This is a genomic window from Aureimonas sp. AU4, assembly GCF_001463765.1.
Taxonomy (GTDB): domain Bacteria; phylum Pseudomonadota; class Alphaproteobacteria; order Rhizobiales; family Rhizobiaceae; genus Aureimonas.
In genome coordinates, this window is sequence record NZ_BBWK01000027.1 from 12452 (window position 1) to 28678 (window position 16227).

Annotated in this window: 15 protein-coding genes and 1 pseudogene; 7 read left to right on the top strand and 9 right to left on the bottom strand. The window is 68.2% G+C overall.

Features of this window, described 5'->3' with window-relative positions; genetic code table 11:
- Positions 1-33: 33 nt before the first annotated feature.
- Positions 34-327: pseudogene (locus AUL35_RS08915) on the top strand (proton-translocating transhydrogenase family protein); the annotation flags it as partial.
- A 6-nt stretch (positions 328-333) separates the two neighbouring features.
- Positions 334-1734, top strand: coding sequence for an NAD(P)(+) transhydrogenase (Re/Si-specific) subunit beta (locus tag AUL35_RS08920; RefSeq protein ID WP_062014182.1), 1401 nt, complete (start codon positions 334-336; stop codon positions 1732-1734).
- 74 nt (positions 1735-1808) lie between these two features.
- Here AUL35_RS08920 and AUL35_RS08925 read toward each other — a convergent pair whose 3' ends face one another.
- From AUL35_RS08925 to AUL35_RS08940, 4 genes are all read right to left on the bottom strand, one after another.
- Entirely contained in the window at positions 1809-2315 is a 507-nt protein-coding gene (locus tag AUL35_RS08925) for a DUF992 domain-containing protein (RefSeq protein ID WP_062014184.1), read from the bottom strand.
- 143 nt (positions 2316-2458) lie between these two features.
- Positions 2459-3304 (bottom strand): tetratricopeptide repeat protein, encoded by an 846-nt coding sequence (locus AUL35_RS08930; RefSeq protein WP_244493716.1) that lies wholly within the window; start codon positions 3302-3304, stop codon positions 2459-2461.
- A 168-nt stretch (positions 3305-3472) separates the two neighbouring features.
- Positions 3473-3709, bottom strand: coding sequence for a 30S ribosomal protein S21 (gene rpsU / locus AUL35_RS08935; protein ID WP_062014187.1), 237 nt, complete (start codon positions 3707-3709; stop codon positions 3473-3475).
- A gap of 44 nt (positions 3710-3753) precedes the next feature.
- A complete protein-coding gene (locus AUL35_RS08940) occupies positions 3754-5802 on the bottom strand; it encodes an FUSC family protein (protein WP_062014189.1) in 2049 nt (682 codons plus the stop codon).
- 212 nt (positions 5803-6014) lie between these two features.
- On the opposite strand from AUL35_RS08940, the gene AUL35_RS08945 reads away from it, so the two are divergent.
- From AUL35_RS08945 to AUL35_RS08960, 4 genes are all read left to right on the top strand, one after another.
- Entirely contained in the window at positions 6015-6926 is a 912-nt protein-coding gene (locus tag AUL35_RS08945) for a hypothetical protein (protein ID WP_062014191.1), read from the top strand.
- Between the two features lie 237 nt (positions 6927-7163).
- Positions 7164-8075 carry a class I fructose-bisphosphate aldolase gene (locus tag AUL35_RS08950; protein WP_062014193.1) on the top strand — a complete coding sequence of 304 codons (912 nt, stop codon included), beginning with the start codon at positions 7164-7166 and terminating at the stop codon, positions 8073-8075.
- 127 nt (positions 8076-8202) lie between these two features.
- Positions 8203-8652, top strand: a complete 450-nt coding sequence (locus AUL35_RS08955; protein WP_192847073.1) for a Fur family transcriptional regulator — start codon at positions 8203-8205, stop codon at positions 8650-8652.
- A gap of 449 nt (positions 8653-9101) precedes the next feature.
- The gene (locus AUL35_RS08960; RefSeq protein ID WP_062014196.1) at positions 9102-9890 is read left to right on the top strand and encodes an outer membrane protein; all 789 of its coding nucleotides are present in this window, start codon (positions 9102-9104) and stop codon (positions 9888-9890) included.
- Positions 9891-10058: 168 nt separating this feature from the next.
- Here the strand turns inward: AUL35_RS08960 and AUL35_RS08965 are convergent, their stop codons facing one another.
- The 3 genes from AUL35_RS08965 to AUL35_RS08975 all read right to left on the bottom strand — a co-directional run bounded on the left by AUL35_RS08965 (position 10059) and on the right by AUL35_RS08975 (position 13020).
- The gene (locus tag AUL35_RS08965; RefSeq protein WP_062014198.1) at positions 10059-11015 is read right to left on the bottom strand and encodes a carbohydrate kinase; all 957 of its coding nucleotides are present in this window, start codon (positions 11013-11015) and stop codon (positions 10059-10061) included.
- Between the two features lie 208 nt (positions 11016-11223).
- Positions 11224-12093 (bottom strand): DUF6492 family protein, encoded by an 870-nt coding sequence (locus tag AUL35_RS08970; RefSeq protein ID WP_062014200.1) that lies wholly within the window; start codon positions 12091-12093, stop codon positions 11224-11226.
- Between the two features lie 189 nt (positions 12094-12282).
- Entirely contained in the window at positions 12283-13020 is a 738-nt protein-coding gene (locus tag AUL35_RS08975; protein WP_062014202.1) for a DUF3750 domain-containing protein, read from the bottom strand.
- Positions 13021-13120: 100 nt separating this feature from the next.
- Here AUL35_RS08975 and AUL35_RS08980 point away from each other — a divergent pair, with 100 nt between their 5' ends.
- Positions 13121-14122, top strand: a complete 1002-nt coding sequence (locus AUL35_RS08980; protein ID WP_156417914.1) for an asparaginase — start codon at positions 13121-13123, stop codon at positions 14120-14122.
- A gap of 19 nt (positions 14123-14141) precedes the next feature.
- Here the strand turns inward: AUL35_RS08980 and AUL35_RS08985 are convergent, their stop codons facing one another.
- Positions 14142-14912 carry an NYN domain-containing protein gene (locus tag AUL35_RS08985; protein WP_062014439.1) on the bottom strand — a complete coding sequence of 257 codons (771 nt, stop codon included), beginning with the start codon at positions 14910-14912 and terminating at the stop codon, positions 14142-14144.
- 212 nt (positions 14913-15124) lie between these two features.
- Positions 15125-16189, bottom strand: coding sequence for a magnesium transporter CorA family protein (locus tag AUL35_RS08990; protein ID WP_062014206.1), 1065 nt, complete (start codon positions 16187-16189; stop codon positions 15125-15127).
- Between the last annotated feature and the right edge of the window lie 38 nt (positions 16190-16227).

Genomic DNA, 16227 nt, shown 5'->3' on the forward strand with positions numbered 1-16227 from the left:
GCCCACCCGGCGGTCGTGCAGGTCGTCGAGCGCGGCGGAGGGCAGGACCCCTTCGTATTCCACCTCGCGATCTTCGTGCTCGCGATCTTCGTCGGCTACTACGTCGTCTGGTCGGTGACCCCGGCGCTCCACACGCCGCTGATGAGCGTGACCAACGCCATCTCCTCGGTGATCGTGGTGGGCGCGCTCCTGTCGGTCGGGCTCGCGGCCTCGGGCGCGGCGACCTTCTTCGGCTTCGTGGCGCTCGTGCTTGCGGCGGTCAACATCTTCGGCGGGTTCCTGGTCACCCAGCGCATGCTCGCCATGTACAAGCGCAAGGACCGGTAGACCCCGATGTCGGCCTCCTTCGCCTCCTTCCTGTATCTCGTCTCCGGCGTCCTCTTCATCCTGGCGCTGCGCGGCCTGTCCCATCCCTCCACCAGCCGTCAGGGCAACCTGTTCGGCATGGTGGGCATGGGGCTCGCCATCGTCACGACGCTGTTTCTCGCGCGGCCGAGCTTCGGCGGCCTCGTGCTGATCGTGCTGGGCCTCGGCCTCGGCGGCGGGGCGGGCGCCTATATCGCGCGGCGCATCGCGATGACGGCGATGCCCCAGCTCATCGCGGCCTTCCACTCGCTGGTGGGCCTTGCCGCCGTCATGGTGGCGGCGGCCGCGCTCTATGCGCCCGAGTCCATCGGCATCGGGACGGTCGGCGCGATCCATACCCAGGCGCTCGTCGAGATGTCGATCGGCGTCGCGATCGGCGCGATCACCTTCACCGGCTCGGTGATCGCCTTCCTGAAGCTCGACGGCCGCATGAGCGGCAAGCCGATCCTCCTGGCCCACCGCCATCTCATCAACATCGCGCTGGCGGTGCTGCTGGTGGTGCTGGTGATCGCCTTCGCATCCACCGAGAGCCACGTCCTGTTCTGGCTGGTGGTGCTCGTCGCGCTCGTGCTCGGCGGCCTCCTGATCGTGCCGATCGGCGGCGCGGACATGCCCGTCGTCGTCTCGATGCTGAACAGCTATTCGGGCTGGGCGGCGGCCGGCATCGGCTTCACGCTGCAGAACCTTGCGCTGATCATCACGGGCGCCCTGGTCGGCTCGAGCGGCGCGATCCTCTCCTACATCATGTGCAAGGGCATGAACCGCTCGTTCGTGTCGGTGATCCTCGGCGGCTTCGGCGGCGAGACGGCGTCTTCGAGCGGTCCGGACGGCGTGGAGCGCACCGTCAAGCAGGGCTCGGCGGACGACGCCGCCTATCTCATGAAGAACGCGAGCCGCGTCATCATCGTGCCGGGCTACGGCATGGCGGTGGCGCAGGCGCAGCACGCGCTGCGGGAGATGGCCGACACGCTGAAGCGGGAGGGCGTGGAGGTGAAGTACGCGATCCATCCGGTCGCGGGCCGCATGCCCGGCCACATGAACGTGCTGCTTGCCGAGGCGAACGTTCCCTATGACGAGGTGTTCGAGCTGGAGGACATCAACTCCGAGTTCGCCCAGACCGACGTCGCCTTCGTGATCGGCGCCAACGACGTCACCAACCCGGCGGCGCGCGACGACAAGACCTCGCCGATCTACGGCATGCCGATCCTGAACGTCGATCAGGCGAAGACCTGCCTCTTCATCAAGCGGTCCCTCGGCTCCGGCTATGCCGGCATCGACAACACGTTGTTCTACAAGGACAACACGATGATGCTGTTCGCCGACGCCAAGAAGATGGTCGAGGATATCGTCAAGGCGCTTGCTCACTAGCAACGGGCGCACACGACACGAAAAAGGCCCGCGACCGTCGTCGCGGGCCTTTTTTCATGGATGTCGGGACGGCGTCAGGGCTTGTACACGACGGCGACCGGCTCGGCCTCCTGAAGCGTCAGGCGCGCGACGCCGACAGCCGCGTTCACGCCCTCGCCGATCTGGAGGCTGGCCGGCTGCAGGGTGAAGCCTCGATCCGGTCCGCCGATCAGGGCCTTGGCGCCGACGCTCACCGCATAGCCGGCATCGACGCTTGCCCCGTAGTAGCGTCCCGCCAGCGACATCGGCTCGCCGCGATGGAAGCTCGCCGCCAGCACCGACCAGGCGTTGACCGTCTTGCCCGTGATGCCGAGGTCGACGCCGTAGGTGTCGAGCGTGCCGACATAGGTCTCGGTCGCATGGAGGCGACCGAAGGGCGTGTAACGGCACAGGACCGTCTCGGACGAGGTGATGATCTGGTTCACGGTGCCCTGGCTGCGGCACACGAGGGTTCCGACCTTGGCGCCGGCCTGTGCGGAAGCGGGCGAGAGAGCCGCGGCACCGGCGGCGAGAAGGGCGGCGAGAGCAAGTTTCGTCTTCATGGTATGACTCGGGTGTTAACAGGCTTGTTGCGCTGTCAACCAACCGAATCCCCGTTCGGTTTCATGCCGGAAGTCCCCAGCCATCACATTGCGTGACGGCTGGAAACTTGCGTGACGATTTGGGAAGGCGGTCGGCGCCCGCCTCAGGCCGAAGGCGCCGAGCCGCGCGTACGTGACACGCCGTCCTTGGCCGGTTGGTAGTTCGGGTCGAGCTGCGAGGCATGTGCGAAGGAGCGGTAGGCCTTGCCCTTGTCGCCGCGCGCCTCGAGAACGAGTCCCTGTGTCGCCCAGAACTCGGCGCGGTTTCCGTCGAGCTGGATCGCGCGATTGATGTCGTCGGCGGCATCCTCGACGTTGTTGAGCGCCAGGTAGGACACAGCCCGGCCGGCATAGGGCTCGGGCGCATTGGCATCCATCGAGATCGCGGTCGAGAAGTCCTCGATGGCCTGCCGGTGCTGGCCGTCGATCTGATACAGGAGGCCGCGATTGTGGTAGGCGCGCGGGTCGGTCGTGTTCAGGTCGATCGCGCGCTGGAAGTCGCTCAGCGCCTCGCGGTTGCGGCCGGCGACCCGATAGATGTTGCCTCGCCCGATATAGGCCGAATCGTAGTTCGGGTTGATCTTGAGCGCGCGGTTGTAGTCCGCCACGGCCTGGGCGTTGTCGTTGGTCTGCCGCAGCACCAGCGCCCGGTTGGCATAGGCCTGGTAGAAGTTCGGGTCGAGCTGGATCGCCGTGGTGAAGTCTTGGATCGCCCGGTCGTTCTCGCCGGAGCGCCCGTAGGCGATGCCGCGCACGTTGTAGGCTTCCGGGTTGCGCTGGTCGGCGTTCACCGCCGCCGTCAGCGACTGGATGTTCTGGGCCGAGCCCTGGGCCTGATCGAGGCTGATCGACTGCAGCGTCGGACCGCTCTGGCAGCCGGCGGCGACCAGAAGCGCGGACAGGACCGCCGTTCGGCGGAGGGCGGTCAGGGCAAGGGGGCTTCGGATCACGATGCTTCAGCTTCCTTTCGCGGGGCGACGATTCGGGTTGCCGCCACCGGACGGCGCGGGCTTCGTGCCCGAACCGCAGAAACTATCGTGACTGGCTTGCGCGAAACCGCAACCCTCGCAACATGGCCTTTTTGGGGTCGCGGTGCGCGACCCCGTGGCGCGTGCCGCTCAGCGCGCGGCGACGCGGGGCTTGGAGGCGGGAAGGAGACCCTCGCGCTGCGCCTGCTTGCGCGCCTGCTTGCGGGTGCGGCGCACGGCCTCGGCCTTCTCGCGCACGCGGCGCTCCGATGGCTTCTCGAAGGCGGTGCGCATCTTCATCTCGCGGAAGACGCCCTCGCGCTGCAGCTTCTTCTTGAGCGCGCGAAGGGCCTGATCGACGTTGTTGTCGCGAACGAGTACCTGCAAGGGAGGCTTTTCCGTAAGGTTCGGTGGAATGACTAAGGGGGCTCCTAGGTCGAGACCGGCCCGGGAACGGCGGGCTCCTTATCAGACGCGCCCTGGCCTGTCGAGGCGCTGCGCCGGCTCCCGTCGCGCGCGCCGCCGAGCTGCGCCAGGACGTGCCGGATCGCATGCAGGGCGAGCGCCGGGTCGCCCTCGGTCGACGGGCCCTGCGACTCGCGCGGCGCGCGCAGGCTGGCCGGCTGCGCGCGCTCGAAGAAGCGCTCCGGCTGGCCGCGCGCGGCGCGGATCTCGTCCCGGCAGGCTTCCAGCGCCGCGTCGAGGCCCTGCGGCCCATCGCCTTGCGAGCCCGCCAGGAGATGGGCCCAGTAGCTGAGGACGGTGAATCGAAGGAGGCCGACCTCGAAGTCGCGCCGCCGCGCGCCGGCCAGCCAGCCGCTTTCGAGCGGACGCACGGCGGCCGCGATCTCGGAATGGCGGCGGTCCAGGCTGCGGGTGACGGCCACGAGGCGCCAGGACGAGGCGTTGCCCCGGCGCATCTCGCCGAAGGCCTCGATCAGGCGGTCGAGTTCGGACAGGAAGCCGTCCACCGCCTTGCGCACCGCGTCGAGCGTCGGGCGCGGCAGAACGAAGAACGAGACGAACATGCCGGACGCCGCGCCGATCAGCGTTTCCTCGAGGCGCAGAAGAAGAAGCTCGGGCGAGAAGTTTCCAAGAAGGCCGTAGATCAGCGACAAGGCGACGGTGACAAAGAAGCTGAGCGCGCCGTAGCTCGTCTGGAGCAGGTAGAAGCCGAGAAAGACGCAGGCCGCGATCAACGCGAGCGACAGCGCGAAGGACCCGTGCAGGAGGGTGGCAAGGCCGATGCCCAGGACCACGCCGCCCGCCGTGCCGAGCGAGCGGTCGAGGCCGCGCAGCAGCGCGTCACCGCGCGACTGGGTATTCACGAAGACAAGGAAGGCGGTCAGCACTGCCCAGAACCAACGCTGCTCCGACAGGAGGTAGCCGCCCGCCATGGCGATGGCGCAGGCGAGCGTGACCTGGAAGGCGGTGCGCACGAACGGGTCGCCCGCAAGGTTCGACCACGCCAGCGGGCCCGCCTGGCTCGGCACCGCGACGGCTGGGTCCAGCATCTCGTCGGTGAGGTTCGCGACGGTCCGCCGAACCTGGAGGCGCAGGCGGGCGAGCCGCTCCAGCGATGAACGGAAGACCCGGTCGTCGTCGCGCCTTGCCTCGAAGGCCGCGCCGATCGCCGTCTCCAGCGCGAGGTGGAGGTCGAAAAGCTGGATCGACGCCTGCATCGGCGCGGAAAGGGGCGCGGTTCCCCCGCCCTCGGTGGCGGGAAGCAGACCCTCCGCGATCAGGAGGCCGTCGCGCACACGCTGCTCGGCCTGGAGCACGGCGTCCCGCGCGCCGTCCGGCCAATCGTTCTTCAGGCCCTGGCGAAGACGCGAGGCGACGCGCCCGACGCGTCCGTCGACGACCCGCAGGGTCCGCCGCAGATCGTCGGCCGGGCGATCCGGCAGGGCACGGTCCCGAACCCAGTGGGCGACGATGACGCAAAGGATCAGCGCCAGGGCGATGGCCGGAAGGTCGCCCGGGGCCGGGGCGAAATAGGCGGCCATGAAGTAGGCGTTGAAGCCGAACATGCCGGCCGCGTTCCAGCGCGGCCCCCAGCGACGCGCAAGAACGGCCGCGAAGGCGACGGCGAGAAAGAGAAGGTCACGCAGGAGCGGGACGCCGGCCAGCAACGACGCCGAGGTCAGCGCCGCCATGCCCACGAGGGCGCTCCAGAGGCGCGTGCGCACGCGCTGCGAAACCGTCGTGTCCTTGATCGCCACCGCCCCTTGCAGCGCGAGCGCCAGCGCGACGGCGTAGGCGACCTGCGGCAGGGCGACGAAGCGATGCGAGACGAGAAGCGCGAGCGCCACCAGCGCGAGGGTGAGCGTCACGCGCAGGCCGAGCCGCAGGCGGATCAGGGCCGGGTCGGCGTCCTCCAGCCGGCGGAGGAGGCGCGCAAGCGGTCCCGCCCGGCGCTCGACCGAGCCGCCCGGCTGGGCATCGAAAAGGGGAGGGCGGGCCGGTTGGGGGTCGGTCATGTCGAGTGCGGCAACCTTTGGCCCGGGCACGCGGCCCGGCGCAACCCGTCGCGCCAAGAAGAACGGTCAGACTGGCTGGTGTACAAAAATCTTTTGCACGCACTGGATATGGCAAAACTGCGGCCATCTATCACGGTACAGAACAAGACTCGTGTCGGACGACGGTGTCTTGTCTCAAACCTTAATGTCGCCTTGCCAGTTTGGAGTGTCCCATGGCCGACTATACCGATCGACCCGTCGCCGTCGCAGGCGCTGGTCTCCGCCGCATCTCGTGGGGCGCGATCATCGCCGGTACGATCCTGATCCTCGTCTTCCAGCTGCTGCTGGCCCTTCTCGGCCTTGGCATCGGTCTGGCGACGGTCGATCCGGCCAGCAACGATACCCCTTCGCTCGCGACCTTCGGTTCGGCCAGCGGCATCTGGGCGCTTCTGACGGTTCTCCTCGCCACCTTCGCCGGCGCCTATGCCGCCGCCCGCTTCGCCGGCACGCCGTCGCGTCGTGACGGCGCGCTGCACGGCATCACCACATGGGCCACGGCCACGCTCGTCGCGGTCTACGTGCTGAGCACCAGCGCCACCGGCCTCGTCTCGACCGCCTTCGGCGCGCTCGGCTCCACCGTCCAGTCGCTCGGCTCCACCGTCTCGTCGCTCGTGCCCGGCTCGCTCGATGCCCTCCCGCCGCAGCTGCGCGCCCAGGCCGAGCAGCTCCTGCAGCGTGGCCAGAACGAGGCCCAGCAGGCCGCGAACACGGTTCAGAACGAGGCGCAGCAGGCCGCCAATAACGCCCGCCAGGCTGCCGGCACGCCGGACCTGACCGCCGCGCTCGGCGAGATCGTGAAGGGGCTCGGCCAGAACGCCACGCCGGAACAGCGCCAGGCCGCCGTGCAGGCCATCTCGACCCAGGCCGGCATCAGCCAGCAGGAGGCCGAGCAGCGCCTGACCCAGTTCCAGGGTCAGTACGACCAGGCCGTCGAGCAGGCCCGCCAGGCGGCGGACAAGGCGGCCAAGGTCGCCAGCACCACCGCCTTCGTCACGTTCGTCGGCCTGCTGCTCGGCATGATCGTGGCGGCGCTCGGCGGCATCGCCGGACGTCCGGCGCGCACGGTGGGTTACTACCGCGACTGATCTTCCCGGGAAGACCCAGCCGAATCGATCCGCAGAAGCCGGCGCCCCGCGCCGGCTTTTTCGTGCGCGATCGTCTCTCGGGGGCAGGCTTCGGGGCCCGAGGCGCCTGTCGTCGTCATCTAACCGATTTTAATATCCGCCCTGCCTGGCAGGGCTCTTTACCCCCTTGGGGCCGCTGCGCAGAAAGACGCCGAGGCCTGCACGAGCTGGCCGTTTCGAACACCCCTGGGGGAACCGATGCTGAGAACCGAGACCGTCCGCGAGATCCTGCGCTGGTACGAGGGCGAGACCCCGGGCCTGAAGTCCAACCTGTCGCGTCTTCTCATGCACGGGCGCCTCGCAGGAACGGGACGTGTCGTGATCCTGCCGGTCGACCAGGGCTTCGAGCATGGTCCGGCCCGCTCCTTCGCGCCCAATCCCGCCGCCTACGATCCGCACTACCTCTACGAGCTGGCGATCGAGTCCGGCGTATCGGGCTACGCCGCGCCGCTCGGCCTCCTGGAGCAGGGCGCCGACACGTTCGCCGGCGAGGTGCCGCTGATCCTCAAGCTCAATTCGGGCAACTCGCTGGCGGCAGGCGCCGGTGACCAGGCGTTGACGGGCACGGTCGAGGACGCGCTGCGGCTCGGCTGCGTCGGCGTCGGCTTTACGATCTACCCGGGCTCCGACCACGCCTATGCCATGCTCGAGGAGCTGCGGGAGATCACGCTGCAGGCGAGGTCGCGTGGCCTCATGACCGTGGTCTGGTCCTACCCGCGCGGCGGCAAGGTGACCAAGCAGGGCGAAACCGGCCTCGATATCATCGCCTACGCCGCCCATATGGCCGCGCTGTCGGGCGCGACCATCATCAAGGTCAAGCTGCCGACCGACTATATCGACCTTGCGGACGCCCGCTCGACCTACGACAAGTTCCCGGTCGGACCGAGCCAGGCGGACCGCGTGCGTCATATCATGCAGGCTTCGTTTGCCGGAAAGCGCATCGTCGTCTTCTCGGGCGGCGCGGCGAAGAACACGACCGAGCTTCTCGACGAGGTCCGCGCCATCCGTGACGGCGGCGGCAACGGCTCGATCATCGGCCGCAACTCGTTCCAGCGCTCGCGCGAGGACGCGCTGAAGCTTCTCGCCGAGGTCATGGACATCTACGCCTGAGGCCAAATGGACCGGGCAGGCGGCGAGCCTTGTTCCTCGCCGCCTGCCTCGCTACCTAGCAGCCGGGTTCGCGCGACCGCGCGCGAACCGGTCGCCGCGACCCTCGCGGACATCACCGAGGCCAAGCGTGACGACTGCGGCTCCCGACAAGCGTCCCGTGACGCGAAACGAAGAGCTCGTCCTCTCCGCGCTGAAGCGCGCCGAGGCGCCGCAAACGGCCTACCAGCTCCTGGACGCGCTGCGGGAGGAGGGGTTGAAGGCGCCGCCCCAGATCTACCGCGCCCTTCGCTCGCTCGGTGAGCGCCATCTCGTGCATCGCCTCGACAGCCTCAACGCCTTCGTCGCCTGCGGTCACCACCACGAGCACGACGCCCGGACGCTCGTCTTCCTGATCTGCGGCGGTTGCGGGCGGGTCTGCGAATTCGCCGACGAGTCCCTCGACCGCCTTCTGAAGGACGCGGCGGGGCGGCGCGGCTTCCAGGTGGACGACGCCGCCGTCGAGGTGCGCGGCCTCTGCGATTCCTGCCGCAAAGGGACGGACCTTAGGAATTATGGCGGCGCGGTGGCAACGCCTTAATTCGAGCGATGTCCCCTGAGTCGCGGTTCGGTACCCGCCGACCATCCCTCGGCACCCCTACGAGGGGCCTCTATCCGGTTTGAGTACCCCATCCGGGGTGTGAACGTGCCGTCGCGCGATCAAGTGTTGCATCACGGTGCCAGATTGCGTGAGACGTGATCTCGGCTGTTCCAACCGCTATTCATTTCAATGGTTTAAGCCGAAGATCCGGCCGGGTATCGTTAAGTCGCGATTAAGCTTGCAGGGGTATCCCTGTTGTCGAACGCGGTGGGTGCCGGACGGCCTTGTTGCCCCTCAGCCACACAGCGGTCGGGAACGCAAACCGGGCCATTGCTCGTACCGGGGTGCCGACCCTAAATCGACCTAACCCCGAGCCAATCGGGTCCCCGCTTTCGGTCTCGCAAGGGTCCGACAGAACAACGTCGCAGAAGCGACACTGGAGTATCACCATGAAGCGTTTCGCCCTCCTGCTGGCTTCGGCCGCTTTCGTCACCCCGGCTCTGGCCGCGGACGTCGTGTACGAGGAGCCCGCGGCTCCGGTCGTCGCTCTGCCCCCGGCCTACAGCTGGACCGGCTTCTACATCGGTGGCCAGGCTGGCGCCGCTTTCAACCGCGACTCGGGCCCGTTCTCGTCGGACAACACCTCGTTCATCGGCGGTTCGGACAACAGCGATGACGCGGCCTTCATCGGCGGCGTGCACGTCGGCTACGACTACCAGATCAACAACCTGATCGTTGGCGCGATCGCCGACATCAACTACATCGACGCGTCGTCGGCCACGAGCTACACGATCCCGAGCTTCAACGGTGGCGTTGACTCGTTCGGCGTCGTCAACGACATCAACTTCGTCGGCACCGTTCGCGCCAAGGTCGGCTTCGCCGCCGACCGCTTCGCGATCTACGCCACGGGCGGTCTCGCCTACGCCAACTTCGACAACTCCTACAACGGTTCGTCGAGCTTCCGTTCGCGCGCCGGCACGATCTACACGGTCAACGCGAACCAGGACAACAACGACGTCGGCTACGCCGTCGGCGGTGGCGTCGACTACCTCGTGACGCCGAACCTCTCGCTCGGCCTCGAGTACCTCTACACGGACCTCGGCTCCTCGGACGCCAAGGTCACCTACACCGCGATCGGCAACCGCTTCGGCGCCGACGCGCAGTCGTTCACCGCGAACTCGAACTCGGACCTCGACTTCCACACCGTGTGGGCCAAGGCTTCGTTCCGCTTCAACTAAGCGGACCGGGTTCCGGGCTCCTCTACAGGAGTTCGAACTCAGAGTTGAACCCGTCGCAGCGAAGGCTGCGGCGGGTTTTTTGTTGCGGCGAACGCCTGCCGTGAACGCTCAGGGCAAAAAAAGGAGCGCTCGAGGCGCTCCTTGATCGTCAGCGATGGCGGCGTGCCGTCACGCCAGCGGCGCAAGACCGAGATCCGCGCGGCGGGGCAGGTCGGCGCCTCGCCGCGTGCAGGTCACGGCGGCGGCCCGCACCGCGAAGTCCAGAAGCTCTCCGAGATCGGCTTCCGACAGATCGAGCAGGCCCTCGCGTGACAATCGTCCGCTCTCGGCAAGCCGGCTGAGCGTCGCCGCCTGGAACGTATCGCCCGCGCCCACCGTGTCGGCCACGACCACGGAGCGACCGCCGACACGCGTCGAGGCGCCGCTGGCGCTCGCCGCCAAGGCGCCCCGCTCGCCGAGCGTGATGATCGCCATCGCCGCGCCGGCCGTGATCCAGTCCGCCAGCACGGACTCGTGGCTGCGGCCGGGAAACACCTGCTCCACGTCCTCGTCGCTGGCCTTGATCAGTGTCGCAAAGGGCGCGGTGGCGCCGATGCGCGAACGCCAGATGTCGAGGTCCGGCTGCACCGATGAACGAATGTTGGGATCGTAGGAGATGAAGCGCCGGTCGTGCTCCTGCGCGACGAGCTTGGCGAGGGCGGAGGCGGTCGGCTCGCTGACTGTGGAGTAGGAGCCCGCCAGGTGGATCGCCTTGAGGGCGTCGGAAAAATGCGAGGGGACCTCGCGAGGCTCGACCGATCGATCCGCCGTGCCCTCGATGTAGAAGTCGTATCGCGGCGTGCCCTGGGGCGAAAGCGACACCATGGCCAGCGTCGTGTTGCGCGTCGTCTCGATGAGGAAGCGGTCGTCGATGCCTTCCCGGTTCATGAAGGCGCGGATCCGGCGACCGAACAGGTCGCCCGACATCTTCGTGAAGAAGGCTGAGCGATGTTCGAGCCGGGCAAGCCCGAGCGCGACATTGAGGGCCGAGCCGCCGATGCGACCCGACAGCGAGATGCTGGAGACATCCGCTTCGTCTCCGCCCGCGAACATGTCGAACAGGGCGTCGCCGCAACTCATGAACATGCCATCTGTCTCCCCTCGATCGTCCGTCGACGCCCGAGCTGCCCCGAGGCGCTGCGTGTGTCCGCAATGCGTGCCGGCCACTTCCTGTATCAGGAGCGCTCGAGGGGCAAGAGACCGTTCCGGGATCGTGTAATCCGACGCTCGTTCAGGAGGGTACGAGCGACTGCGACTTCAGGCCCGTCGCCGCGAACCGTCGGTCGAACTCGCCTCAGGCGAGGCCGGTGAGCTGCCGGATCAACGAGACGTCGGTGCCGATGAAGGATTGGATCCCGACCATCGGCTGCTGCGGGCTCGCGGTCTGGATGAAGCTGCGCAGGTGCTGCGCGTCGAGCGCCGAACCCATCCAGTAGCTGTGACAGACCGAGGTCTCGACCTTCTGGTGGCGTTCCGGGCGGTTCTCCACCTCGTCGACGAAGCGACCGTAGATCAGGCATTCGGAGAAACGGCGGCGCGCGGCGACCGCCGAAACCCAGGACCGACCCATCGTGTCCTCGATGCGTCCCACCATCTCGCGCGCCGTGTCGCCGCGCCAGGTGACCGACTGCGCGATGTAGTCGGTCTCCGTGGTCAACCGCGGGTCGATGCCGAGAAGCGCCGCCGCCCGTGCCGCCCAGACGCGATGCTCGTCCATGTCGCGCGTGATGCCGCGCGGCTTGCGATAGAAGGCGAGGCGGCCGTCCGCGTCCCACTGGTCGGCGACATCGGTCTCGCGCACGAGCACGGTGTCGGAGTCGCAGAACAAGGCACCATCCTCGTCCATGCGCGCCGCAAACGCGATCTTGCGCAACTGCTGGACATGCCAGCCCCGCAACGGGAGCCCCCGGCTCGAAAGCCAGAGCCGCCGACGCCCCAGCCGCGTCGGATCGGGCACGACGCGCAGCCAGCGGGGCAGGAGTTCGCGCTCGTCGATGACGACGCGCCGGGGTCCCGCCAGCTGGCGGAACAGCGCGACGTCGGCCGGCTCCACGAGAAGATAGTGAAACGTATAGCCGCTGACGCGACGATCGATGCTTTCGCACAAGAGGCGGCATCGCTCGAAGTCGCCGCTGTAGCTTGCAGTCACGATGGCGGTTTTCATCGGTTCATCCGAATCAGTGTTGCTGAGACGGAGATTAACGTTTTGTTAGTAACTTCGTTGACGCAAGGTGAACCTATCCTTAATCGCTAAAATGCATTTCAAGGTGAACCCGATCTATTCGCCGGGCGATGGAGCTGGGTCGGATTGGATCCGTTGCTTGCCTTGAGCCGCCGGATGAACGGCGCTTCCTCAGCTTGGGTAGGTGAAGGCGCCGAGAGCCGGGACCTTCACGGTCCAGCGGAGCGGATCGACGCCAGCCACGAGGCCGAGGATGTTGATCTCGAGGCCCGTCCTTGCGCCGACCGCCAGTCCCGCAAAGCCGAAGAGCGAGGCGCTGAAGCCGTCCGCGTCGAGGCGCACGAGGCGTCCGTCGACCGGGTAGTCGCGACCGACGGCCGCCGGGGGCAGAACCGCGCCGAAGCCCGGAACCGCGCGCATGACATGGGCGGTGAAGCTGTTGGAGTTGGGGCCGGGAAAGATCCGGTAGCCGCCACGGGCGGCGAAGGGGTAGTCGGCAATGGCCGCCCGGATGCGAGGGATGGCCGCTTCCGCCGCAGCCCCATGCAGCGCCGCCACGATGCGCGGCTCGTTCGAGTACCAACGCCCGTCGGGTGCATAGCCGTCGCGCCGGATCGGCGACCCCCATCCGACCTTGTCGAACCGCTCGTAGCGTTGCGCGCACCTGGCCTTGACGACGATCCAGGAATGCTCGGACACCGCGCCCTTGAGCCCGCCCGTGCGCGCCGACAGAACATAGGCGGCGGCTTCCGGATCATCTGAGGCGGCCGGAAGGAGCCGCGCGCTGGTCCAGTCCGCATCGCGCCAGGAGGCGGGGTGACTGCCCGCGATCCAGAGGCCGGCGGCAAGCGCGAGCGGGACGAGGTAGACGAGGACAAAGGCAAGGGCGACCAGTCGCAGGGCGATCATCGGGCTCCGGGCAAGGGGCGGGCGGACCGGAAAGTCCGTTTGCGCGGCCGCCGCGTTGCTGTAGGGCACGACGACCGATCCGTCCGGAAGGCCCGTGCCCGTGTCCCATATCGTCATCGAAGCCACGCGCGGCAACGCCGTGGAAAGCCTCCATCTCGTCAGCGCCGCCGTCGTCGACGCAGGCGGGCAAGCCGTCACGTCACATGGTGACATCGAGACCCCCGTCTATCCGCGCTCCGCCATCAAGGTGATGCAGGCCCTGCCGCTCGTGGAGAGCGGAGCGGCCGACCGCTACGGGTTCGGCGCGCGCGAATTGTCGCTCGCCTGCGCCTCGCATTCCGGCGAGGCGCCGCACGTGGCCCTCGCCGCCGACATTCTCGGGCGTGCGGGCCTTGGCGAGGCGAACCTCGAATGCGGCTGCCACTGGCCCTTCGACCAGAAGGTGGCGATCGCGCTCGCGCAAGGCGGCGGGACGCCGAACCAGCTCCACAACAACTGCTCGGGCAAGCACGCGGGTTTCCTCTGCACGGCGGTGCATCTGGGAGAGGAAACGCAAGGCTATGTCGGCGCCGCGCATCCCGTGCAGCGCCGCGCGCGCCAAGCGATCGCGGACCTCACAGACACGGAGGTCGGCGAGGAGACACCCAGCGGCATCGACGGATGCTCGATTCCGACCTACGCCGCCTCGCTGCGCGCCTTCGCGCTCGGCTTCGGACGCCTGACGGGCGGGACCGGCATTTCGCAGGCGCGGGCTGCGGCCGGCCGGCGCCTGATGGACGCCTGCATGGCGGAACCCTTCTTCATGGCGGGAACGCAGCGCGCCTGCGTGGCGCTCATGGAGGCCGCTCCCGGCCGCGTCTTCGCCAAGACGGGGGCGGAAGGGGTCTTCTGCGGTGCCGTCCCCGAACTGGGCTTCGGCTTCGCGCTGAAGGCGCATGATGGCGGCACGCGCGCCGCCGAGAGCGCGGTCGCGCAGCTGATCTCCGATATCTGGCGGCCGCAGGATGCCGCGCTCTCGGAGCGTTACGCCGAGCTCGCGCGCCACACGCTGCGCAACTGGGAGGGAACCGCGGTCGGCGAGATCCGCCCGCGCCGGGCCTGACGACGCGGGCTCCGGCTCGTCAGGCCTTGGGCTTGGCGGGCGCCCGGCGGCGAGCCGGCGGTTTCGCCGCCGCCGCCGCTGCGGGCGGCGTCGGCTGAAGGCGGATGCGCAGCATGCCGCCCGGTGTCTTCTCGACGTCGAAGATGCCCACCGCGCGCACGAAATCGCTCAGCTTCTTGTGGCCGTAGGTGCGCGGATCGAAGTCCGAGAAGCGGTTGAGGAGCTGCTGTCCGAAGGCGCCGAGCGGAACCCATCCGTCGTCGCTTTCCATCTGCTCCATGACCTGCCGCACCATCGGCAGCGGATCGGGCGTTGCCGCCGCCTCGGGCTTCGCGCGCTCGCCGAGGTCGTGCAGAAGGTTTTCTGTATAGATGAAGCGCCGGCAGGCCTGTCGGAAGCTTTCCGGCGTCTTCTGCTCGCCGAAACCGTAGACGTCGATGCCGTGTTCGCGGATGCGCGAGGCGAGGCGCGTGAAGTCGGAGTCGGAGGAGACGAGGCAGAAGCCGTCGAAGCGGCCCGAGTGCATGAGGTCCATCGCGTCGATCACCAGCGCGATGTCGGAGGCGTTCTTGCCGGTCACATAGGCGAACTGCTGCTGCGGCAGGATCGCGTGCCGCGACAGGACGTCGGCCCAGCCCTTCGAGCGGGGCGACGAGAAATCCCCGTAGATGCGCCGGACGCTCGCCTCGCCGATTGTCGCGATCTCCTGGAACAGGCCGTCGGCGATGCGCGCGGAAGCGTTGTCGGCGTCGATCAGGACGGCGAGGCGAGGGGATCGGACATCGCTCATGGCGGCCTCAGGTCGGCGGGAGAAGGAATAGCTGGCGGGCGAGGCGGCCACAGCGACGGGGCTCGGCTCGGGCGCGTGTCGTGGCGGCTTGGCTGTCGCCCGTCGCCGCTGCGGCTGGCGGGCGGCGGGCGCTTCGGCGGGCGGAGCCGGCTCCGCGACGGTCGGAAGAACGCGCAGGAAGGCCGGCATGCCGTCCTCCCCCCAGGGATCGTTCACAGCCATTTCTTGTGCCGGAAGAACATGAGCGGAAGGACGGCCGACAGCACCATCAGGCCCAGAGCCATCGGGTAGCCGAGCGGCCAGTTGAGTTCGGGCATATGGACGAAGTTCATGCCGTAGATCGAGGCGACCAGCGTCGGCGGCATGAAGCCGACGGCGGCGACCGAGAAGATCTTGATGATGGCGTTCTGCTCGATCGAGATCATGCCGACCGTGGTGTCGAGCAGGAAGGTCGTCTTGTTGGACAGGAACGAGACGAAGTCGTTGAGCGAGTGGATGTCTCGCGCCATCGCCTTGACCCGGAGCTTCAGCTCCTTCTGCGGCTTGCGCCGGTCGAGAACGAACTGGAGGAACGGCAGGAGGCGGTCGATCGTGGCGAGGCTTTCCCGCGTGCGCGAGGACAGGTCGCCCGCCGCGCCGATGCGGCGCAGGAGTTCCTTGAAGTCGCTGGTGGGGGTGGGGGTGTTGTCGGCCGAGGAGCGGAAGATGTCGGCGCCGATCCGGTCGAGATCGGCGGCGATGGCTTCCAGAAGGTCGGCGACCCTGTCGATCACGGTCTCGAGCAGGCCGACCGCGATGGAATCGGCCGTCGGTCCCTTGGCGCGCGAAGGCTTGGGCGGCGCGGCCGGCGGACCGTAGAGGTCGAAGCCCGGCAGTTGCAGCGCACGGTCGCCCTCGCCGTTCGCTTCGCCACGGCACAGCTTGTTGGCGTAGATCGCGAAGGAGCGCGGCTCCGTGTAGCGAAGGGTGATGAGGCGGTTCTCGACCAGAATGAAGGTGACGGGGCCGAAGCCGGGGCGGCCCTCGTCGAGCCCGTAGACGATCGACGTCGTCATGAAGTCCCCGCCGTCCTCGGAGTACAGGCGGCTGGACACCTCGATCTCGCGCATCTCCTCGCGCGTCGGCACTTCGAGGCCGCACAGGCGCTCGACGGCCTTCTCCTCCTCGCGCGTCGGGTTGCGCAGGTCGATCCAGATGGCTTCGGGCGGGAGTTCGTCCGGGGGAATGGCGGTCTGCCTGCGGACCTGTCCCCCGAACGCGATATAGGCATCGATCATGCTGTCGCCGTTCCGGCGCGGCAGGCCTGCCGCGCCTT

Coding starts and splice junctions, on each gene's coding strand:
- AUL35_RS08975 (WP_062014202.1), bottom strand. CDS start 13,020: ATGATCGCCCTGCGACTGGTCGCCCTTGCCTTTGTCCTCGTCTACCTC.
- AUL35_RS08920 (WP_062014182.1), top strand. CDS start 334: ATGTCGGCCTCCTTCGCCTCCTTCCTGTATCTCGTCTCCGGCGTCCTC.
- AUL35_RS08985 (WP_062014439.1), bottom strand. CDS start 14,912: ATGAGCGATGTCCGATCCCCTCGCCTCGCCGTCCTGATCGACGCCGAC.
- AUL35_RS08965 (WP_062014198.1), bottom strand. CDS start 11,015: ATGTTCATGAGTTGCGGCGACGCCCTGTTCGACATGTTCGCGGGCGGA.
- AUL35_RS08940 (WP_062014189.1), bottom strand. CDS start 5,802: ATGACCGACCCCCAACCGGCCCGCCCTCCCCTTTTCGATGCCCAGCCG.
- AUL35_RS08960 (WP_062014196.1), top strand. CDS start 9,102: ATGAAGCGTTTCGCCCTCCTGCTGGCTTCGGCCGCTTTCGTCACCCCG.
- AUL35_RS08925 (WP_062014184.1), bottom strand. CDS start 2,315: ATGAAGACGAAACTTGCTCTCGCCGCCCTTCTCGCCGCCGGTGCCGCG.
- AUL35_RS08945 (WP_062014191.1), top strand. CDS start 6,015: ATGGCCGACTATACCGATCGACCCGTCGCCGTCGCAGGCGCTGGTCTC.
- AUL35_RS08990 (WP_062014206.1), bottom strand. CDS start 16,189: ATGATCGATGCCTATATCGCGTTCGGGGGACAGGTCCGCAGGCAGACC.
- AUL35_RS08970 (WP_062014200.1), bottom strand. CDS start 12,093: ATGAAAACCGCCATCGTGACTGCAAGCTACAGCGGCGACTTCGAGCGA.
- AUL35_RS08950 (WP_062014193.1), top strand. CDS start 7,164: ATGCTGAGAACCGAGACCGTCCGCGAGATCCTGCGCTGGTACGAGGGC.